This is a genomic window from Clostridium sp. 29_15 (assembly GCF_001916075.1).
Taxonomy (GTDB): domain Bacteria; phylum Bacillota; class Clostridia; order Clostridiales; family Clostridiaceae; genus Clostridium; species Clostridium lentum.
Genome location: NZ_MNRT01000026.1, coordinates 15,045 through 36,779, shown reverse-complemented (window position 1 = coordinate 36,779; position 21,735 = coordinate 15,045). Strand labels below are relative to the sequence as shown.

General features: G+C 29.1%; 19 protein-coding genes, 1 riboswitch and 2 other annotated features. Of the genes, 14 read left to right on the top strand and 5 right to left on the bottom strand.

Features of this window, described 5'->3' with window-relative positions; genetic code table 11:
• Nucleotides 1-92: 92 nt before the first annotated feature.
• Nucleotides 93-428: a type II toxin-antitoxin system RelE family toxin gene (locus BHW04_RS05680; RefSeq protein ID WP_302699158.1), complete on the bottom strand. Its 336-nt coding sequence runs from the start codon at nucleotides 426-428 to the stop codon at nucleotides 93-95.
• 197 nt (nucleotides 429-625) lie between these two features.
• Between BHW04_RS05680 and BHW04_RS05675 the strand changes: the two genes are divergently transcribed.
• Nucleotides 626-913 (top strand): type II toxin-antitoxin system prevent-host-death family antitoxin, encoded by a 288-nt coding sequence (locus tag BHW04_RS05675; protein WP_302699157.1) that lies wholly within the window; start codon nucleotides 626-628, stop codon nucleotides 911-913.
• Nucleotides 914-1,378: 465 nt separating this feature from the next.
• Here BHW04_RS05675 and BHW04_RS05670 read toward each other — a convergent pair whose 3' ends face one another.
• Nucleotides 1,379-2,056, bottom strand: coding sequence for a hypothetical protein (locus BHW04_RS05670; RefSeq protein ID WP_302699156.1), 678 nt, complete (start codon nucleotides 2,054-2,056; stop codon nucleotides 1,379-1,381).
• Between the two features lie 433 nt (nucleotides 2,057-2,489).
• Between BHW04_RS05670 and BHW04_RS05665 the strand changes: the two genes are divergently transcribed.
• Together BHW04_RS05665 and BHW04_RS05660 are read left to right on the top strand one after the other, a co-directional pair.
• Entirely contained in the window at nucleotides 2,490-2,738 is a 249-nt protein-coding gene (locus BHW04_RS05665; protein ID WP_022211270.1) for a GIY-YIG nuclease family protein, read from the top strand.
• Nucleotides 2,739-2,900: 162 nt separating this feature from the next.
• Nucleotides 2,901-3,644 (top strand): response regulator, encoded by a 744-nt coding sequence (locus BHW04_RS05660; RefSeq protein ID WP_022211271.1) that lies wholly within the window; start codon nucleotides 2,901-2,903, stop codon nucleotides 3,642-3,644.
• A gap of 66 nt (nucleotides 3,645-3,710) precedes the next feature.
• On the opposite strand, the gene BHW04_RS05655 is transcribed toward BHW04_RS05660, so the two are convergent.
• Nucleotides 3,711-3,932: a (2Fe-2S)-binding protein gene (locus BHW04_RS05655; RefSeq protein WP_022211272.1), complete on the bottom strand. Its 222-nt coding sequence runs from the start codon at nucleotides 3,930-3,932 to the stop codon at nucleotides 3,711-3,713.
• Nucleotides 3,933-4,090: 158 nt separating this feature from the next.
• Nucleotides 4,091-4,349, top strand: a binding site (T-box leader).
• A gap of 243 nt (nucleotides 4,350-4,592) precedes the next feature.
• Between BHW04_RS05655 and ileS the strand changes: the two genes are divergently transcribed.
• Together ileS and BHW04_RS05645 are read left to right on the top strand one after the other, a co-directional pair.
• Nucleotides 4,593-7,703, top strand: a complete 3,111-nt coding sequence (gene ileS / locus BHW04_RS05650; protein ID WP_302699155.1) for an isoleucine--tRNA ligase — start codon at nucleotides 4,593-4,595, stop codon at nucleotides 7,701-7,703.
• A 137-nt stretch (nucleotides 7,704-7,840) separates the two neighbouring features.
• Entirely contained in the window at nucleotides 7,841-8,839 is a 999-nt protein-coding gene (locus BHW04_RS05645; RefSeq protein WP_186835180.1) for a LacI family DNA-binding transcriptional regulator, read from the top strand.
• A 323-nt stretch (nucleotides 8,840-9,162) separates the two neighbouring features.
• Here the strand turns inward: BHW04_RS05645 and BHW04_RS05640 are convergent, their stop codons facing one another.
• Complete coding sequence (locus tag BHW04_RS05640) at nucleotides 9,163-9,348, bottom strand: hypothetical protein (protein WP_022211275.1); 186 nt, start codon at nucleotides 9,346-9,348, stop codon at nucleotides 9,163-9,165.
• A 119-nt stretch (nucleotides 9,349-9,467) separates the two neighbouring features.
• On the opposite strand from BHW04_RS05640, the gene BHW04_RS05635 reads away from it, so the two are divergent.
• The 4 genes from BHW04_RS05635 (at nucleotide 9,468) to BHW04_RS05620 (ending at nucleotide 14,107) form a co-directional block, all read left to right on the top strand.
• Nucleotides 9,468-10,043 (top strand): nucleoside recognition domain-containing protein, encoded by a 576-nt coding sequence (locus BHW04_RS05635; protein ID WP_022211276.1) that lies wholly within the window; start codon nucleotides 9,468-9,470, stop codon nucleotides 10,041-10,043.
• Between the two features lie 12 nt (nucleotides 10,044-10,055).
• Complete coding sequence (locus BHW04_RS05630) at nucleotides 10,056-10,580, top strand: spore maturation protein (RefSeq protein ID WP_022211277.1); 525 nt, start codon at nucleotides 10,056-10,058, stop codon at nucleotides 10,578-10,580.
• An 89-nt stretch (nucleotides 10,581-10,669) separates the two neighbouring features.
• Nucleotides 10,670-11,926: an aminopeptidase P family protein gene (locus tag BHW04_RS05625; protein ID WP_302699154.1), complete on the top strand. Its 1,257-nt coding sequence runs from the start codon at nucleotides 10,670-10,672 to the stop codon at nucleotides 11,924-11,926.
• 67 nt (nucleotides 11,927-11,993) lie between these two features.
• Nucleotides 11,994-12,169, top strand: a riboswitch (Lysine riboswitch).
• A gap of 225 nt (nucleotides 12,170-12,394) precedes the next feature.
• The gene (locus BHW04_RS05620; RefSeq protein WP_302699153.1) at nucleotides 12,395-14,107 is read left to right on the top strand and encodes a Na+/H+ antiporter NhaC family protein; all 1,713 of its coding nucleotides are present in this window, start codon (nucleotides 12,395-12,397) and stop codon (nucleotides 14,105-14,107) included.
• Nucleotides 14,108-14,231: 124 nt separating this feature from the next.
• On the opposite strand, the gene BHW04_RS05615 is transcribed toward BHW04_RS05620, so the two are convergent.
• On the bottom strand, nucleotides 14,232-14,729 hold the full coding sequence (locus BHW04_RS05615) for an FUSC family protein (protein WP_022211280.1): 498 nt from the start codon (nucleotides 14,727-14,729) through the stop codon (nucleotides 14,232-14,234).
• A gap of 107 nt (nucleotides 14,730-14,836) precedes the next feature.
• Nucleotides 14,837-15,070 (top strand) — a binding site (T-box leader).
• A gap of 60 nt (nucleotides 15,071-15,130) precedes the next feature.
• Here BHW04_RS05615 and metG (BHW04_RS05610) point away from each other — a divergent pair.
• The 5 genes from metG (BHW04_RS05610) to rnmV all read left to right on the top strand — a co-directional run bounded on the left by metG (BHW04_RS05610) (nucleotide 15,131) and on the right by rnmV (nucleotide 21,735).
• Nucleotides 15,131-17,074, top strand: a complete 1,944-nt coding sequence (metG, locus tag BHW04_RS05610) for a methionine--tRNA ligase (RefSeq protein WP_022211281.1) — start codon at nucleotides 15,131-15,133, stop codon at nucleotides 17,072-17,074.
• Nucleotides 17,075-17,136: 62 nt separating this feature from the next.
• Nucleotides 17,137-18,765, top strand: a complete 1,629-nt coding sequence (gene metG / locus BHW04_RS05605; RefSeq protein ID WP_302699152.1) for a methionine--tRNA ligase — start codon at nucleotides 17,137-17,139, stop codon at nucleotides 18,763-18,765.
• Between the two features lie 222 nt (nucleotides 18,766-18,987).
• Nucleotides 18,988-19,773, top strand: coding sequence for a TatD family hydrolase (locus tag BHW04_RS05600; RefSeq protein ID WP_022211283.1), 786 nt, complete (start codon nucleotides 18,988-18,990; stop codon nucleotides 19,771-19,773).
• Between the two features lie 215 nt (nucleotides 19,774-19,988).
• Nucleotides 19,989-21,050: a G5 and 3D domain-containing protein gene (locus BHW04_RS05595; protein WP_302699151.1), complete on the top strand. Its 1,062-nt coding sequence runs from the start codon at nucleotides 19,989-19,991 to the stop codon at nucleotides 21,048-21,050.
• A gap of 130 nt (nucleotides 21,051-21,180) precedes the next feature.
• Nucleotides 21,181-21,735 (top strand): ribonuclease M5, encoded by a 555-nt coding sequence (gene rnmV, locus BHW04_RS05590; RefSeq protein WP_022211285.1) that lies wholly within the window; start codon nucleotides 21,181-21,183, stop codon nucleotides 21,733-21,735.

Here is a 21,735-nt window from a genome sequence, read left to right as displayed (position 1 = left end):
GGAAAAATATAGCATAGAACCGATGTTAGTTCTATGCCTTTTAGAATACTTAAAATTAAATTCCCGAAGGGAGCGTGGCGAAAGCCACTTTTTTATATTCTCGCAAAAGCTTCCTTATAGACTTCTTTGTTATTACGTTTTCCGATAGCTATTAGGTCAGCGATGGGTTTGTCCATACTCTGTATATTTATAACATCATATGTAGTATTTTTTTTCGTATATACTATTCTGTATTTAGCGTTGAATACATAAATAGCATAATAGCCTTGAAGATTTATACCATCAAGATTTTTAAGAGGTTTACCTAGATTTATATTGTTTTCTAGTTCATCTAGTTTTTTAAAACATTCTTGTCTAACATTTTTAGGTAAGGCTTTCAAATCATTAATAGTATCTATTGAAAATTTTACTTCGCACTGTTGAGGCATTAATGATCTCCTTTCCATCCTTTGTTTATAAAGGAATAAGTTTATATATATATATTATATTATAGTTTAAAGAAAAAATACAAATAATTTTATGTATTTTTTTATATAAAATTTTATATAATAATGTATACAAAAATATTTTTTATGTTAAAATAATAGAAAGGGAGATATATATAAAGAGTGAGGTAATAATGAGTATGGAAGAGACAATGGTAATAGGAAGAGATTGTATAGTGTCAGCTAGTGAAATTGTAAAAAATTTTTCAAGTTTTAGAAAAAAAGCTAAAGAAGGAAAAGATTTAGTTATTTTTAAAAATAACAAACCAGATCTAGCATTAATGGATATTGATGAATATGAGAATTTAAAAAGAATAGCTAATTTACTAGAGTACTACGAGATAGAAAAAATTATTAAAGAAAGAAAAGTTAAAGATGATGGTGTAAGATATTCACTATCAGATGTAAAAGCAATGTTTAACGATTAATTTTTTTTATATCATCACTTAGTGTATATATAATTATAAGTGGTGATAAAAAATATATAAAAAATCCAATAGCCATTATAGGTTATTAGATTTTTTATATTCGTTAAAGGGACTTTTAGCGAAAAGAAATAAAGCCAATGGTTATTATAGATCATTGGCTTTTATTATTTACTAAAGTTAAATTTAGCGAAATTACTAATTTAGATATCAAAATTATAAGCAATAATAGTTTAATCTTATTTTTAAAATCATTATTTCTATTTTTTTATTCTTGAATATATGAGCGGAATTATAGTTGAAGCTATAACATAACAAGTAATTATTTTTTTACCAACTTCAATATTAAAATTATTTTTAAAAATGGATGGTGAAATAATAATACTAATTCCAATTAAAATCCAAAAAAAGTAGATAAAAGTGGAAGTTTTTATCTTTTTTTTCATTCTTTAAAAATCTCCTTAATTATTATTTTGGCCATGTGTAAATATAGTCACCATAATAATCACCAGTACTCGCTTTAAATCCCCAAAGAGAACGATACATAGGAGTAGTGAAAGGTGCTTGATATACTTGTAATGTATAATAAACAGTCCCACCAGCACATTGTACTGCAATTGCTCCTAATGCAGCTATTCCCATAGCTGCAATAACTCCAGATGGTCCAAGTGAACCTACTTTGCCAGCAATTAATGCAGCTAATGTAGCTGCAGTCGTAGCTTGTCCCCAAGAAATATAAGATTTTTCAGTATTACCAAGCGTTTGCCAAGAAGCTCTAGCTAAAGATGAACGCATTGGATTTTCTTCTTTATTATCTACAGATTGAGTATAACTTTCAATAAGGTTACCATTTAAATACATATTAGATGATTGATCAATCATAATTTTCTCAATAGTATCATTTAAATTATTTGTTATAGTTATAGTTTTATTAGCATTTTCATAGTGATATAAATAAGTATATTGAGTGTTTTCAATATTTACAGTTTCAATCTTGTTTTCAGCATACCAATCTGATTCATTATATGAATCTTCTGCATTTACAGTTACTTTGTTTTGTGAAAAAGCAAATGCTGGCTGTGCAATTAATAAATTAGTACTTGTTATAGTTGCTAATGCTAATAAAGCTATTTTTTTATTTCTCATTCTTACCTTCCTTTCAAATAAAACTTTTCCAAACTAATTTAACATATTTCGTAATATTTTTAAATAAATTAAAATAAAGTATTTTAATTACTATTCATAAACTCTATTTAAAATTCTACTTATAGTAAAAACACTCCAATTAGTTTTCTTTGAAATAGTTCTAAAACTTAAAAGTATTGAATCATTTACAGTCAAAAGATATGAAAATGCTGTATTTATGAAATCTCCTATTGGATTAAATTTATATAAAAACAGATTAAAAATAGAGCAATTATTTTCTGTATTAAAAAGCAAGGAATAAAAAGTAGAAAATATCCTTGGAACCTATGAGTTCAAAGAATATTTTCTTAAATAACTATCTGTAAAAATTAGTTATTCAACAACCTATTATAAGTTATAATGTATATATTAATTAATTTAGGAATGATAGTAAATGAATTATGTATATATTTTAAGTTGTAGTGATAATACATTATATACAGGATGGACAAATGATTTAGAGAGAAGGATTAATGTTCATTCCAGTGGAAAGGGAGCAAAATACACTAGAGGAAGGCTTCCAGTAAAGCTGGTATATTTTGAGAAGTTTAATGATAAAAAGTTAGCAATGAAAAGAGAATATGCAATAAAGAGGTTAAGCAGAGAAGAAAAGCTTAAGCTTATAAAAGATTGGAATGTGTAATTAATGCACTTCCATCTTTTTTTATTAATAAATTAATGACAAGGTGTAAATAAATTTTAAAAAATATTTAGTAAGTAATTAAGATGTACGAATAAATAAGTGTAAAATAATTATTATGGAAAGAGGAGGCGGTTAGAATATTATATTCTAGCAAGAATTAAGATGAAGACTATTTTACATATTGAGCCAAGTGCCTTTTTTGTTGAAGTTATACGAAAGAAATTTAATGACAGTGAATACGAATATTTATCTACAGATAGTTATAATGAAGCTTTAATATTATTGGAAGAGTTTGATGTAGATTTAATTATTAGTTCTTTTGAAGGAAATGGTATGACTTGTGAAGAGTTTATTAAGAATGTAACTTATTCATATCAGGATATTCCAGTTTGCATTTTATCAGGAAATAAATTAAATTCTAATATGCAACAGTTTATGAATTTAGGTGTTATTCAATATATAGATAAAGAAGAGGTTAATGAAGCATTAATAAAATATATAGATAATATATTTAAGATGGATAAATATTTACAGATATTAAAAGAAAAAGAAATTGCAGTAATAGAAGATAGTCATTTTTCAAGGTTACATTTAAAAGATATATTTGATAGATATAAAATAAAATCAGTGAGATACTTTGAATCAGGAACAGAATTGGCAGAAAGTAAAAAGATTTATGATATATACCTTGTAGATTTAGTATTACAAGATGAGTTCGGAAAAAATATTATTGCAGAACTAAGAGAAAAAAGTGATGAATCATTAATTTTTGCTGTAACATCTTTAAATAATCCAAATCTTCTAGCTGATGTGATAGATAGTGGTGCTGATGATATAATAATTAAGCCAATAGAAGAAAAAATATTCATTGCAAAACTAAAATCATTCGTTAGAAAACTACAGTAGATAATTGATAATGGACAATTGAAAATTTATGATGAAAGTCCTTAGGGACTTTCTTCAAAAAAATTATTACATTGAATCTAAGTGCTCTGTAATTAACTCTTGAATCTTAGATCTACATCTACAGCCTTTGCAGCTACCAGTAGTTGCACCAGTTTCTTTAGCAACAGCTTCTACAGTGTGAGCACCATTTCTAATAGATTCCTTTATTTTAGCTCTTGTAATAACTCTACAAGGGCATGTTTTTGTCATTTTATCTAAAACTTGTTGTCTTAATTCATCATTTTCCATTTATAACTCTCCTAAATTTTAAATCTATCTTTATTAAAATTAAAGCATTTTTATATAATATAGTCAATATTAAGTAATAACTATTATTTATATAAAAGAGATAAAATAATGTTAACATACTTAATTGACAATGAATAAAATAGTATAATATAATTAGTGTAATAACTATGAGTAGGAAAAGTATTTATATGGTATCTTTTAAGAGAGTGATTGGTTGGTGTAAAATCACAAGATAGTATAAGGAAAATCACCTAGGAGTTGGAGACTGAAAGCAAGGAATTGTAATTAAGTTTATCCCGTATATCTGCGTTAAAGATTAGGATATGATAGTATCTGAAGATAGAGACTTAATTTTTATAATATTTTAGAGTCTTTAAATAATAGGTGGTATAGCGAAAGTGAAACTTCGTCCTTTTATGGATGAGGCTTTTTTTATTTTTAGGAAAAATAAGTTAAGCGGCTGTGTAGCTAATGCAACAGTCCAGCTAAGAAGTTAGGATAGTAAGAAAATGAAATTATTTAAGAAAATTTTAGATTAAATCTTAACTAATTATTAAACTGATAATTTTTGTTAATACTAATACAAAGAAGAATAGTAGTAAATTTGGTAATTTAACCAATTAAATTGGTTTTATATAAAAATATGGAGAGGAGAAATTTATGTACAAGAAAGTTGAATTGCCACAAGGTTTTGTGGGAATGGAAAAAGAAATTGCAAACCTTTGGACTGCAAGAAATGTAATAAAGAAGAACTTTGATATGAATCAAGATGGTGAATATTTCACATTCTATGATGGACCTCCAACAGCAAATGGAAAACCACATATAGGTCATATCTTAACAAGAGTTATGAAAGATATTATTCCAAGATACAAAGTTATGAAGGGATATAAAGTTATAAGAAAAGCTGGTTGGGATACTCATGGTCTTCCAGTTGAACTTGAAATAGAAAAGAAACTTGGTATTTCAGGAAAAGAACAAATCGAGGAATACGGAGTAGAAAAATTCGTTAAGGAATGTAAGGAAAGTGTTTTTACATATGTTAGCATGTGGGAAAAGATGACTGAACAAATAGGTTACTGGGTTGATATGGAAAATCCATATGTAACTTATCATAATCCATATATTGAATCAGTATGGTGGGCATTAAAGCAAATGTGGGATAAAGGTCTTTTATATGAAGGACATAAAGTAATGCCATATTGTCCAAGATGTGGAACTGCATTATCTTCACATGAAGTTGCTCAAGGATATAAAGATGTTAAAGACTTAACTGCAATTGCTAAATTTAAAGTTGCAGATGAAGAGAATAAATATATCTTAGCATGGACAACAACTCCTTGGACATTACCATCAAACTTAGCTTTATGTATAAACAAAGCTTATACTTACATTGAAGCAAAAGTTAACGATGATATATTAATATTAGCTAAAGATTTAGCTCCAAAGGTTTTAGGAGAAGATTTTGAAACAGTAAGAGAGTTCCAAGGAGCTGAATTACTTGGAACTAAGTATGAACAATTAATGCCATTTGGAAAAGTAGAAGGAAAAGCTTTTGAAGTAATTCATGGTGATTATGTAACATTATCAGATGGTACTGGTGTAGTTCATATTGCACCTGCTTATGGTGAAGATGATAGCTTAGTTGCTAAAGCTAATGGAATTACTTTCATAAACTTAGTTGATAAAGCAGGTAAGTTTGTTGAAGAAGTAACTCCATGGGCTGGTAAGTTTGTCAAGAAATGTGATGAAAGCATTTGTAAATGGCTTGAAGAAAACAACAAGTTATTCAAAGCTGAAAAACACTTACACTCATATCCACATTGTTGGAGATGTGATACACCACTTCTTTACTATCCTAAGGAAAGCTGGTTTGTTGCAATGACAACATTAAGAGATAAGCTTATAGAAAACAATAATAAAATAAACTGGTATCCAGATAACATAAGAACAGGTAGATTTGGTAAGTTCTTAGAAAATGTTATTGATTGGGGTATTTCAAGAGATAGATATTGGGGAACTCCATTACCAATTTGGCAATGTGAATGCGGACATAAAGAATGTATTGGAAGTATTGAAGAGCTAAAGAATAAAGGTATAAATGTTCCAGAAGATATAGAATTACACAAACCATATATAGATGAAGTTCACTTAAACTGTCCAGAATGTGGTAAGGAAATGGAAAGAGTTAAAGAAGTTATTGACTGCTGGTTTGATTCAGGATCAATGCCATTTGCTCAATTACATTATCCATTTGAAAATAAAGAATTATTTGAACAAAATTACCCAGCTCAATTTATTTCAGAAGCTGTTGACCAAACAAGAGGATGGTTCTATACATTACTTGCAATTTCAACGGCTGTATTTGATAGAAATCCATTTGAAAACTGTATAGTTTTAGGTCATGTTCTTGATAAGAAGGGCTTAAAGATGTCTAAGTCTAAAGGTAATGTTGTTGATCCGTTTGAAGTATTAGCTAGTGAAGGTGCAGATGCTACAAGATGGCATTTCTATACTGCAAGTGCTCCATGGCTTCCAACAAGATTCTCTACTGATGATGTATCTGAAGCAGGTAGAAAGTTCTTAAGCACATTATGGAATGTTTACTCATTCTATGTATTATATGCTGATTTAGATAAATTCAACCCAACAGAATATGCTGATTTCGTATCAGATAACGTAATGGATAAGTGGATTATGTCTAAATTAAACACATTAGTTAAAGACGTTGATGCTAAATTAAATTCATATGATATAACTAATGCTGCCTTAGCAATAGAAGATTTCACAGATGAATTATCTAACTGGTATGTAAGAAGAAACAGAGCAAGATACTGGTCTGAAACATTAACAGATGATAAAATTGGTGCTTATGTAACATTATATAGAGTATTAACTACTTTAGTTAAAGTTTCAGCTCCATTTGTTCCATTCATTACAGAAGAAATTTATCAAAATTTAGTAGTTAATTTAGATCCTAAAGCAGAAGAAAGTGTTCACTTATGTTTATGGCCAGAAGTTAATGAAAAGGCAATAGATAAAAACTTAGAAGCTGAAATGGACTTAGCTTATAAGATAGTTAAGCTTGGAAGAAGTGCAAGAAATGGTGCTAACATTAAGAATAGACAGCCATTATCTAAGATGCTTGTTTCAACAGACTCACTTCCTGTATATTATGGAGATATCATAATTGATGAGTTAAATATTAAGGCTGTTGAATTTGGTGCTGACCTTTCAACTCACGTTAACTTTGAAATTAAACCTAACCTTCCTGTATTAGGTAGAGCGTATGGTAAGATGATACCTCAAATAAGAAAAGAAATTGGTGCTAGAAACCAAATGGAATTAGCTCAAACTATCCAAAATGGTGGAGTTGTTACTATCAATGTAGATGGAACTGAAATTGAATTAAATAAAGAAAATTTACTTGTAACAATGCAAGGATTAGAAGGATATGCTTTTGCTGGTGAAGGTTCTATAGGTGTTGTTCTTGATACTCATATTTCAGATGAATTAAGAGAAGAAGGTCATGTTAGAGAAATGATTTCTAAGATTCAAAACATGAGAAAAGAAAGCGGATTCCAAGTAGCAGATAAGATTAAGCTATACGTTTCTGATAATGAAATGTTAATGGACGTTATTAAGAAGTTTGCTGAAACTATTAAGAGAGATACTTTAACAGAAGAAATAATATTTGCAGCAAATAGAGAGTATACTGAAACAACAATAAATGGTGAAAAGCTAAATATGGCTGTGGAAGTTATAAAATAATAAATAATAATAAGTAAGGTAGGGATTAGTTATAATTCCTACCTTTTTTGAAAGAATATAAATATAGGGAATGAAAATGTTACAATTTAATGGTATAATAAATTAATTAAAAATTATGAAAATGGAGTGATGTTGTTATGGCTACATCTATAAAAGATGTTGCAAGGGAAGCGGGAGTTTCAATAGCTACGGTATCAAGAGTTTTAAATGATATAGATGTTGTTAATGAAGACACAAAGAAAAAGGTATTAGATGCAATAAAAAAATTAGGATATAGACCTAATATAGTTGCAAGAAGTCTTAAGACGCAAAAAACTAAGACTATAGGAATACTAGTGCCAGATATATCAAGTGGATTCTATCCTGAAATTGTTAGAGGTGCAGAAGATGTTGCGAATATATATGATTATAATGTAATTTTATGCAACTCTGATTTTGATTCAGATAAAGAAAAAGATTACTTAAGAGTATTAAAAGAAAAAATGGTTGATGGAGTTATTTATATGAGTTCATCATTAGAAGAAGAAACATTGAATATAATAAATGAGTTGGATTTAAAGACAGTTTTAGTTGAAACAAAAGATAATGAAGGAAAACTTCCAAGTGTATATATAGATAATATTGAAGCAACTTATGAAGCAACAAAACACCTTCTTGATAAAGGAATAAAAAATATTGCTTTCATTGGTGTTGATAAAAGTTCTGCAAACGCTTGGGGAGATAGATATATCGGATATAAAAAAGCATTAAATGAAGCTGGAATTACTATAGACGAAGATTTAGTTTATTTTGAAGGCTTAAAAGTTAAGAGTGGATACAGAGCATCAGAAAAATTCTTAGCTTCAGGTAAGAATTTTGATGGAATAATATGTGCATCTGATGAAATTGCCATGGGTGCTATAAATGGATTAAGAGAAAAAGGAGTTAACACTCCAGAAGATGTAAGTGTAATAGGATTTAATGATAATGCTGTTGCATCTTACTTCTATCCAAAATTAACTACAGTTAAACAGCCAAGTTATGATATGGGTTCTGTTGCTATGAGAATACTTATAAAAATATTAAATAATAAGCCATTAGAAGAAGCAGAATTTATTTTAAGTCATGAATTGGTGGAAAGAGAAAGCTGTAAATAAAAAGGAGCCTTGATAGGTTCCTTTTTATTTAATTTTTTTACAAAGAAAGTGATTATAATTTGTATATTATTATAAAATATAAATATTATATTGTAAAATTCCCAGTAATATGATAGAATGAAATCAAAGTTGTTGATAACGTTTACTAAAGTGAGTTGTAAGTGAGTATGCATTCAGCTATGTATAGGTATTATGATTGTTGAGAATTTATTGGGTAAAATTGAGGAAAGAGTGTCAAAACCATTTTAAAAATTTACATTTAGTAACGGATATTAATAAAAAAGGGGCTATAAAAAGTCCCTTTTTTATTATGTATTATTTAATTAAAGAATACCTTCTATCTTTAATAAATTTTCTAATTGTTGTACTTTTTCAGATAAAGCAACAAATTTTTGTTTTAAAACATCTTTTTCTAATGATTCATCATTAATGAAATTCTCTATATCTTCTACAGCTTTTAATGCTGCTTCAATATCTTCTTGTGCTAATTTTAAATTTCCTTCTTTCATTGGTGTATCTCCTTTTTAGGTAAAATATAGAATAAAATATATATTGATATCTTTATGGTATCACTAATAAAAAAGCTATGCAAGGCATATATTTTAATTATCTAAGGGGGGATTTTTAGATGATTAACTACATATGGTTTATTATGATTTTTTTAGGTTTATTGGTGAGTGTTTTATCTGGAAATGGTGAAACTATGTCTAATGATATTATTTCATCCATAGAAAGTACAGTAACATTTGTGGTGGGTCTTACAGGATTAATGTGTTTTTGGTGTGGAGTAATGAAGATAGCAGAAAAAAGTGGATTTACTGAAAAGTTAGCTAAAGTTATGAAGCCTATATTAAAATTGATATTTAAGGATGCAGCTAAAGATGAAAAGGCGTTAGGGGCTATAGTAATGAATATAACAGCAAATATGATGGGTCTTGGAAATGCAGCAACGCCTTTTGGAATAAAGGCTATGGAAGAAATGCAACGCTTAAATAAAGATAAGGAAAAGGCATCTAATGATATGTGTTTATTTTTAGTATTAAATGCAGCTTGTATACAACTTGTACCATCTACTGTTATTTCCATTAGAGCTACTGCGAATTCTAGCAATCCAGGTGTGATTATAATTCCTGCAATAATTTCAACGGCAATGGCATCTATATGTGGAGTGATTTGCTGCAAGGTTTTGCAAAAGTACTTTTAATTTGGAGGTAAAATGTTTAATTATATAACCAAAAGTATTATACCAATAATAGTACTTATAATAATAACTTATGGAATGATAAAAGGTAGGAAAGTATACCAATGGTTTGTTGAAGGTGCTAAGGAAGGGTTAAAGGTTTGTGCCAATATATTTCCATATTTATTAGCAATGATAGTGGCAGTGAATATATTTAGAAGCGCTAAATTATTGGATTTTGTTAATAATTTTATATCGCCTGTAGCAAGTATTATAGGTTTGCCAAAAGAAGTTGTTCCATTAGTACTAATAAAACCTTTATCTGGCAGTGGAGCTATGGGAATTTTTACAGATATATTGAATAATTATGGCGCTGATAGCTTTATTGGTCTTGTAGCATCTGTAATTATGGGGACAACAGAAACAATTTTTTATACTGTAACAGTGTATTTTGGTGCTATAAAAATAAAAAAAGTGCGTCATACTGTATGGGCAGCTGTTATGGCAGATATGATAGCGATAATTATGGCAATTTTAATGGTAAAGTTATTAATATGTTAAATTTCCCAATTGTGTAGAAATATTATAGCCTTTATGTTTTTATTTAGTTATAATGAAAATAAATAATTTCAAAAGAGGAGGATAAATATATGAAAGGACAATTCTATAAGGCAAAAAGACACAAGCTATTAGAAAAAGTTAAGGATAACTCAGTGATAGTTTTATTTGCAGGTAATGCACCAAAGAAAACTGCTGATGAAGCTTATCCATTCACACCAAATAGAAATTTTTATTATTTAACTGGTGTTCAAGAACCAGATCATATTTTATTAATGAGTAAGATAAATGGTAAAGAAAAGAATATTTTATTCATTAAAGATATAGATTTAGAACTAGAAAAATGGATAGGAAAAAGCTTAAGAGAAAATGAAGCTTTAGACATTGCTGGCGTTGATGAAGTTATGTTTAAGAGCACTTTTGAAGATTATTTTCATAGATTAATTTCAATGAAAGAAGAATTCAATTTATATTTAGATTTAGAAAGAGATGCTTTTAATTCAATGAATAGTATTTCACAAATATTTGCTAAGGAAATAGTAAGTAAATATCCTCAAATTTCCGTAAGAAACATATATGCATCTATAGCAGCCTTAAGACTTATTAAAAGTAATGAGGAAATAGAAAATATTAAAGAAGCCATAAAAATCACTATAGCTGGCGTTGAAACATTAATGAAAAATGCACAAGATGGAATGAAGGAATATGAACTTGAAGCATATTTTGATTTTAACTGTAAAAGTAAAGGTGTTAAGGATTTAGCTTTTAACACTATTGCTGCTACAGGAAAAAATGCTACAGTTCTTCATTATGTTGATAATAATGCAGAAATGAAAGATGGAGACTTAATTCTTTTTGATTTAGGTGCACAATATAAATATTATAATGCTGATATTTCTAGAACTTTTCCAGTAAATGGTAAGTTCACAGCAAGACAAAAGGAAGTTTATAATGCGGTATTAAAAGTTAACGAAGAAATAATAAAGACAATTAAACCAGGTATAACAACAGCAGAACTAAATGCTAAGGCAAATGATTTATTAGGAGAGGCTTGTGTAAGTTTAGGTTTATTAGAAGATAAAAAAGATTTTAGAAAGTATTATTTCCATAGTATAGGTCATAGTTTAGGTTTAGATACTCATGATGTAATAATAGATAGAAACTTTACTTTTGAACCTGGTATGGTTTATACAGTGGAACCAGGTCTTTATATACCAGAAGAATCAATTGGTATAAGAATAGAAGATGACATTCTTGTTACAGAAGATGGGTCTATTAACCTAACAAAGGATATGATTAAGACAGTGGAAGAAATAGAAGATTTTATGTCAAGAAATAGAATAAATTAATTAAAGTTAAAAAATTCTATTGCATAATAAAAAAATAATTGTATAATAGAAGTTGAAAAATGAATAACGTAAGGGTAGAGGCGCAATAATTATTAGTATTATTAATGAGGTAAGCACTATGATTTAGTAAGAAAGGAATTGTTGCCGAAGTATACAACTGATGCTTTAAGGTTGTATAGCTGGGGATGCATAAAATATATGTATCACTGTCACAAATTACATTTGTGGTGAGCTATCATTTGAGGAATTTTATGATTATTATAAGCCTTGAGTGTTAACTCAAGGCTTTTTTTTGTTTAAGATAGTTACTCTTAAGTGTATTCATTAAAATATGATAGTGTAAAGTTTTGCATGAAAAAATAGTCTATGGCTAATTTTTAATAATAATTAAAAAATAACGTTAGAATTTAAAAGAAAAGTAGTGTAAAAAAACTTTACACCAACCAAAATATTTTAGGGGGTAAAAATATGGAAAAAAATTTTAAGAAAATTTTTGGTTTAACTATGATGATATTTATGTTATCAACAACATTTGTTTTTGCATCAGAATTTGAACTGACAGTAAGTAATGCTGAGGAATTTGGAATATTTACATTAATACCACCAATAGTTGCAATATTATTAGCATTTATAACTAAAAATGTTGTTATTTCATTATTTATTGGAGTTTTATCAGGTGGATTTATTTTGAATCTAACAGGATTTAATGTATTTGGAGCTTTAACACAAGCATTTTTAGATTTTATTAATAGAGCATTAAATTCATTATCTGATCCATGGAATGCAGGAATCGTAATGCAAGTTCTTGTAATTGGAGGAGTTATTAATTTAGTTGCTAAAATGGGGGGGGCAAAGGCTATTGCTGAAGCTTTAGCAAAGAAAGCAAAAACTGCAAAAAGTGCTCAACTTATAACTTGGTTTTTAGGAATATGCGTATTCTTTGATGATTATGCAAATTCATTAATTGTTGGTCCAATAATGAGACCAGTGGCAGATAAAATGAAAATATCAAGAGAAAGATTAGCATTTATAATTGATGCAACAGCAGCACCAATAGCTGGTCTTGCCATAATATCAACTTGGATTGGTTTAGAAGTAAGCTTAATTTCAGAAGGATTTGAATCAATAGGTGTTGAAGCTAGTGGATTTGGAGTATTCCTTCAAACAATACCTTATAGATTCTATAACATATTAATACTTGCATTTATTGTGATTACAATAATAACTTTAAGGGAATTTGGTCCAATGAGAAAAGCTGAAATATCAGCAAGAAAGTTAAAAGATTTAACTAATGAAGAAATTGCAGTAACTTCTTCTCACATGGATGAATTAGAACCAAAAGAAGGTGTAAAACTAAGTATTTGGAATGCAATTGTACCAATAGGTGCATTAATTATTTCAGCTATAGTTGCTTTTTACTATAGTGGATATTCATCAATAATGGCTGGTGATGATATAGCTATTAAAGCGATAGTAACAAATTCACCATTATCATTTAAAGCAATATTAGAAGTTTTTGCAGCATCAGATGCATCAATTGCATTATTACAATCTGCAATATTTTCTACTGTAGTTGCAATAGTTATGGCAGTATGGAAGAAGATATTTACTATAAGTGAAGCTATAGAAGTATGGATTGATGGAATGAAGGGCCTTATAATAACAGCAGTAATTCTTATATTAGCCTGGTCATTAGGATCTGTAATAAAAGAATTAGGAGCTGCTGAATATTTAGTAGAAGCATTGAATGGTGCTATACCTGCATTTTTATTACCAAGTTTAATATTTATTCTTGGAGCAATAATATCTTTCTCAACAGGTTCAGCATATGGAACAATGAGCATACTTATGCCATTGGCAATTCCATTAGCATATAAAATTAATCCAGAAATGTCATTTGTAATTGTAAGTACAAGTGCTGTATTAACAGGAGCGATATTTGGGGATCACTGTTCTCCAATATCAGATACAACAATACTTTCGTCAATGGGAGCTGGATGTAGTCATATAGATCATGTTAAGACACAAATGTGGTATGCATTATTTGTAGCTGCAATAACTATACTATTTGGATATATTCCAGCAGGATTTGGACTTCCAATATATATAGTATTACCAATGTCTTGTGTAGCATTGTTTATAGGAGTAATGATATTTGGTAAGAAAGTAGAAGAAGAGTAAGCAAGCATAATAAAAAATAGGGCATTAAATATAGGAGCAAATAAAAAAGATTTCTAACAGAATTATTAGGGGCAATTCTGTTGGAAATCTTTTTAAATTAAATATTTTGATATGCACTGTTTAATTATTTATGTGGTGGTGGATTAATAAGTGTATTTACCAATATAGAGATTATTATTCCAAGAATTGTTTCAAAAGATCTATTTAATGCATAATATATTGGATCAGAGTAAGCATGAGCAGTAGTTACTCCAAGGAATGCTATGCATGTGATATTAATTGCACCAGGTCTTTTAATTTTATTACATAGTGATATCATAATAATTATACCAAGACCAATTAACATATAGATTATCAATTTAGAGATATATGTATTTGAAATATGATTTTCTAAAAATCTAAATATTAATAAGAATAATAATCCAGAAAATGCCCCAATTATAGTTCCAACGCCACGATTTATGCCTGTGCGAACAGAATTTGTAACAGTATCACCTAAACAAATAACTGCTGTAAGGCAAGAGAAAAATGGTTCATTAGGAATTAAAAGTAGACATAGAAAAACAGCAAGTCCTGATTTGAAAGTTCTAAGGCCTACTTTAGGTAATTTAAAATAATTCATTGTATACATCCTTTCATGTTATTATTATAACAAATAAAAAACAAAAATATAGAGGTATAAGTATATAAAATTTGACAGTTTTTTTATTTTATAATATCATAAAATTGATAAATGTATAGAAGAGAAGAGTAGTATAATTAATTGCTAAAGAGAGCTGGAGATGGTGGAAACCAGTGCATTAAAATTATATGAAGATGGACTTGGAGCAGATCATCTGAAAGTTTAAGTAAGATGGTACGGGTGCAACCGTTATATTGCAAAGTGAAGATATTCACTTAATGAGAAATTTATTGTGAAATAAGTTTAAAATAGAGTGGTAACACGTATATAACGTCTCTATATGGGTAAAACAGCCTATATAGAGACTTTTTTTATATAATTATTTTTTAGGAGGAATAGATATGTGTAAAAAACCTTACTATATAACTACACCAATTTATTATCCATCAACTAAGCTACACATTGGTAATACATATACAACTGTAGCAGCTGATGCCATAGCAAGATATAAGAGATTAACAGGATATGATGTAATGTTCTTAACAGGAACAGATGAACATGGACAAAAGATTCAAAGAATCGCTGAAGAAAAGGGAATAACACCAAAAGAGCACGTTGATGAAATTGTTGCTGGAATCAAAGATTTATGGACTATGATGAACATAAGCTATGATAAATTTATCAGAACCACTGATGATTATCATAAAGAAACAGTTCAAAAGATATTTAAGCAATTATATGATCAAGGAGATATATATAAATCTTCATATGAAGGATTATACTGTACTCCATGTGAATCATTTTGGACTGAAACTCAATTAGTAGATGGAAACTGTCCTGATTGTGGCAGACCAGTAGAAGCATCAAAGGAAGAAGCATACTTCTTTAGAATGAGCAAATATGCTGATAGATTAATGGAATACATTGAATCTCATCCAGAATTTATACAACCAGAATCAAGAAAAAATGAAATGGTTAATAACTTTTTAAAACCAGGTTTACAAGATCTATGTGTATCAAGAACAAGCTTTAACTGGGGAGTTCCTGTAACATTTGATGAAGGACATGTAGTTTATGTTTGGATAGATGCATTATCAAACTATATTTCTGCTTTAGGGTATGGGAGTGATAATGATGAGTTATTCAAAAAATTCTGGCCAGCAGATGTTCATTTAATAGGTAAAGACATATTAAGATTCCATACTATTTATTGGCCAATAATGTTAATGGCATTAGGTCTTGAATTACCAAAACAAGTATTTGGTCACGGATGGTTACTTGTAGATGGTGGAAAGATGTCAAAGTCAAAAGGCAATGTAGTAGATCCAGTTACTTTAGTGGAAAACTTTGGAGTTGATGCTGTAAGATATTATTTATTAAGAGAAATCCCATTTGGAGCAGATGGATTATTTAATAATGAAATATTCATCAAGAAGATAAACTCAGATTTATGTAATGACCTAGGAAATCTTCTTTCAAGAACAGTTGCAATGGTTGAAAAATACTTTGATGGAGAAATTCCAGCACCACTTGCTAAAGAATCAATTGATGATGAACTTATCACATTAGCATTAGAAACTCCTAAAAAAGTTTCAGCTTCAATAGATGAATTAAGAATTCCAGAAGCATTAGAGCATATATTTGAGCTTATAGGAAGAGCCAATAAATATATAGATGAGACAACTCCTTGGATTTTAGCTAAGGATGAAGAAAAGAAAGAAAGACTTGGAACAGTTTTATATAACTTAGTAGAAAGTTTAAGATTCTCTTCTGTATTATTATCAGCATTTTTACCTTCAACAAGTGAAAAGATAGATGCACAATTAAATATAACTACAAAGTCATTTGAATCCTTAAGTGGATTTGATGGAACTACTCCAGGAACTAAAGTTTCAAAAGGAGAAGCATTATTCCCTAGAATAGATGTTGAAAAGAAATTAGAAGAATTAGAAGCTTTAAGATTAGCTGCAATAGAAGCTAATAAGCCAAAGGAAGAATATAAAATGCAACCTATAAAGGAAGAAATCACAATAGATGATTTTTCAAAGATAGATTTAAGAGTTGTAAAAGTTCTTGCTTGTGAGCCAATTAAAGGAGCTAAAAAGTTATTAAAATTAAAAGTTGATTTAAATGGTGAAGAAAGACAAGTGGTATCAGGAATAGCAGTACATTACAAGCCAGAAGAATTAGTTGGTAAGTATGTAGTTCTTGTTGCTAACCTAAAGCCAGTTAAATTAAGAGGAGAATTATCTCAAGGAATGATCCTAGCAGCATCAACAGATGATGATAGCATATTAACTTTAGTAAATCCGGGTGAATTACCAACAGGAAGCCAAGTTAGATAATTAAAACAAGGTGTTGAGCATGCTCAGCACCTTATTTTTAAAATTGATAAGAGGGGTATTTTATGAATATATTAATAGGCAATGCATGGCCATATGCCAATGGACCACTTCATTTAGGAAGAATAGCAGTATTACTTCCAGGAGATATTTTAGCTAGATATCATAGGATGATGGGAGATGATGTTATTTTTCTTTCAGGTACAGATTGTCATGGTACTGCTGTAAAAGCTAAGGCTGAAGAGGAAGGCATAACTCCTTTAGAAGCAGTGGAAAAATATCATAATGAATTTAAGAAATGTTTTAAGACCTTAGGATTCTCTTTTGATATTTTTGAAAAAACACATACTCAGTATCATGAAGATAAAGTTAAAGAGTTCATTTTAGATTTATATGATAAAGGTTATATTTATGAAAAGGAAGTTGAACAGACTTTTTGTGAAAAGTGCAATTGTTATTTAGATGATAAGAATATTGAAGGGTTATGTCCTATCTGTGGTAAAAAAGCTCATGGATATGGTTGCAGTAAATGTAGGGCACAATTTGAATCTCATGAAGTAAAAGATAAAATTTGTGGAATTTGCGGAGAAAAGCCCGTAGCAAGGAAAACAAAACATTTATTTTTCACCTTATCTAAATTTGAAAATGATGTTAAGCGTATGTATATAAGGCAAAATGGTTGGAGAAACAATGCACAAAACATAGTTAAGAGGTATTTAGATGAAGGTCTTAGAGATAAGGCAGTAACAAGAGATTTTAATTGGGGTGTCCATGTACCTTTAGAAGGGTATGAAGATAAGAGGATATTCGTGTGGATTGAAGCTGTCATGGGATATCTTACAGCTAGTATGAAATGTATTGAAGGAAGAAATGAAGATTGGCGAGAGTATTGGCAAGGTGATGATTCTAGAATTTATTTTGTTCATGGTAAAGATAATATACCATTCCATACAGTAATTTTCCCAGCTATTTTATCAGGATTAGGAATAAAGAATCCAAATTTAAGAATTATATCAAGTGAGTATTTAAAGTTGGAGGGAAAATCTTTCTCATCAGCAAAGAACTGGGCTATATGGGCTGATTATATAGCTAAGAATTATAATATAGATAGCTTTAGATATTATTTAGCTTTAAATTCACCTGAAGAAAGAGATACTGATTTTACCTGGAGAGATTATATAAACGTTAATAATCATGATTTAGCATCAAATTTAGGAGGCTTTACAAGTAAAATTATTTCTTTTATTAATAAAAAATATAATGGAAGAATACCTAATGGAAAGATTAGCAAAGAATTAAAAGAAGAAATGTTTAATCTGTATTTTCAAGTGGGAGATAATATTGAAGAGGGATATTTCAAGGAGGCACTTACCTTAGTGATGAATTTCTGTAGAAAGTATAGCAAATATTTTGATTCATCAAATGTATGGTCTCTTATAAATACTAATCCAACAAAATGTAGTGAGATTATATATAATTGCTTACAGATAATAGTGAATTTATCTAATTTATTAGAACCCTTTATACCAAATACCTGTGAAAAAATAAGAAAATCGCTTAAAATAGAAGAACCTATTTGGAGTTACACTGAACAAAATAATATTAAAATTGATGAAATAGATATATTATTTAATAGGATTGATAAGAAAAGAGCCATAGAAGAAGTAAGTATATTAAAAGAAAAAAGAGCATAAAAAAACCTAGAGCTATTACATTTGGGGGACGAATAGCTCTAGGACCAACTATAAAAAGATGGTTTTAGGGGTAAATAATAATGCTTTAACTACTTTACAAGTATTATAATAAGGTAATTATGTGTCAATATGGTGTCAAATAAGCGAATAATATATGAATAAAAGCTTTCGAAAACATTAAGAATTATTTACTAAAAAAATATGAAAATTTTGGAGGGAATTATGGAAAATAAATATAGAATTATTGATACACATGCTCATTATGATGATGAAGCATATGATGAAGATAGGGCAGAGGTATTAAAGCAAATAAAAGAAGCTGGTGTAGAACAGTTGATGAATATAGCTTGCTCAAAGAAGAGTATAGAAACTACAAATAATTTAACATTAGAATACGATTTTATATATGGAGCATTAGGCATTCATCCTAGCGATGCAGATGATTATAATGAAGAAGTTAGAGCAGATATTATTTCAAAAGTTAAATCAAATAAAAAAATATTAGCCATTGGAGAAATTGGTTTAGATTATTATTGGGATGAAAATCCTGATAGAGAAGTTCAAAAATTCGTCTTTAGAGAACAAATGAGGTTGGCAGAAGAATTAAATCTTCCAGTGGTTATTCATGATAGGGATGCACATGCAGACACATTGGAAATTATGAAGAGTTTTCCTAATGTTAAAGGAGTAGTTCATTGTTTTTCAGGTAGTGTTGAATTTGCCAGAGAGTGTGTAAAGATTGGTTATTATATTGGCATTACTGGTGTTGTTACTTTTAAAAATGCTAGAAAGATATGTGAAGTAGTGGAAGCTATACCATTAGAAAGATTATTGGTTGAAACTGACTGTCCTTATATGGCTCCTACACCTTATAGAGGAAAAAGAAATAAATCAGACTATATTGAACATATAATAGAACAAATTTCCCAAATAAAGGGAATTGACCCGAAAGAAGTGAATATGGCTGTAAATAGTAATTTTAGTAATTTGATTAGGAATACTAAATAAAGTAAAATAGAAGAGTATATTACAAAAAATCCCAATTTTAGTTTACTGTATTTACTTATAAACTGTGTACAAACTATTATTTTTATTATTAATATTTTTTATGACGCAGTGTGGTTCATTAACAGTTTATTAAGCGGTAAGATGCTGAATTTGACAAAAAGTTAGGTTCTATAATATAATTCAAAAGACGCTCTTGCCAAAGGAGGTTGAAAAAGATGATGGAAAAATGTAAGGAATACCTTAAAAACAATTTTTCTAATGGTCCTAAGGCAAAAAAAATATTAGCAATTGCTACACCACTTTTCGTTATAAGTGTTATGTCAATATGTGTAGTAGCTAATGCAAGAAAAACTGTAACAATAAACGTAGATGGAAATGAACAAATATTTGTCACATATAAAAGGACTATTAAAGATGCTCTAAAGCAAGTAGGGATTGAGTTAGGCTCTAAGGATAAGGTTGAACCAGCTTTAGAAAAGAAATTAGTTAAAGATGAAGTAATAGAAGTAAGAAAAGCAGTTAACGTGGAAATAGTATCAAAGGATAAGACAATATCAATAATGACAGCAGAGCCAACTATTGGTGCTATGCTTGAAGCTGAAAGTGAGAAACTTAAAGCGGAAAATATTGAATTTGATAAGTATGAGGATGAAGTTAATCCAAGCCTTGATACAAAAATTAAGGATAACCTTTCAATTCAATTGGTAGATGTAGAAGTATTAAATGAGGTATCAACTGATACTATTGCATATGATACTTTAACAGAAAATGATAATACTATGGAAGTTAATACTACAAAGGTAAAACAATCAGGTGAAGAAGGTCAAGTAGAAGTCACTTATAAAGTTACAAAAAAGAATGGCAAAGAGGTTTCAAGAGAACAAATAAGTTCTAAGGTATTAAAGGAAGCAGTTACTGAAATTGTATTACAGGGAACAGCTAAAGTATATGCAAGTAGAAGTGGAGAAACAGGAACATATAAAGATGTTTTATACTGTCAAGCTACAGCATATACAGGTGGAGGTTTGACAGCAACAGGTTCGGTGCCAACATATAATTCAAGTGGGTTAAGTACAATTTCAGTAGATCCAAGTGTAATACCTTTAGGATCTTTAGTATATGTTGATGGCTATGGAAAAGCTATAGCATCAGATACTGGTGGAGCTATTCAAGGTAACATTATAGATGTATATGTTAACTCAAATAGTGATGCTATTAGCTGGGGAAGACAATATAACGTACCAGTTTATATTGTAGCTTATCCTGGAGAGTGGTAGGAAAAAGATGGTTAAAAAACCATCTTTTTTTAGTTGAGGCGAGCATGTACTTTTTTAAAAGGGTTTGACATAATTGATATATAGGGATAAATTAATAGAAGAGATATAAGGAGAAAAGGGGAATTACGCTTTGATTAAAGAAGTTATTGTAGTGGAAGGAAGAGATGATATAACAGCTGTAAAACAAGCTGTAGATGCAGAGCTTATTGCTGTAGGTGGTTTTGGAATTAATGCAAAAGTCATTGAAAGAATTAAGGAAGCTCAAAAGAGAAAAGGTGTTATAGTCTTAACAGATCCTGATTTTGCAGGAGAGAAAATAAGAAGCATAATATCTAAACGTGTAAAAGGTATAAAACATGCTTATATAGCACAAGAAGATGGAATTAAAGGTGATGATATAGGTGTTGAAAATGCATCACCAGAAGTAATTAGGGAAGCTTTAGAAAGAGCAAAGGTATCAGAGGAAGATAAAGAGCCTATATTTGATGCACAAGATATGTTTTACTTTAAATTAAATGGAGATGCTCGTTCTAAAGAAAGAAGAATGAAATTAGGTAAGGAGCTAGGTTTAGGTTATGGTAATGCTAGCCAAATGCTTTCAAGATTAAATAATTATGGCGTTACTAAAGAAGAATTCATTAAAGCCATAAATAAAGTAGAAAAACAAATTGAAGAGGGAAAATAA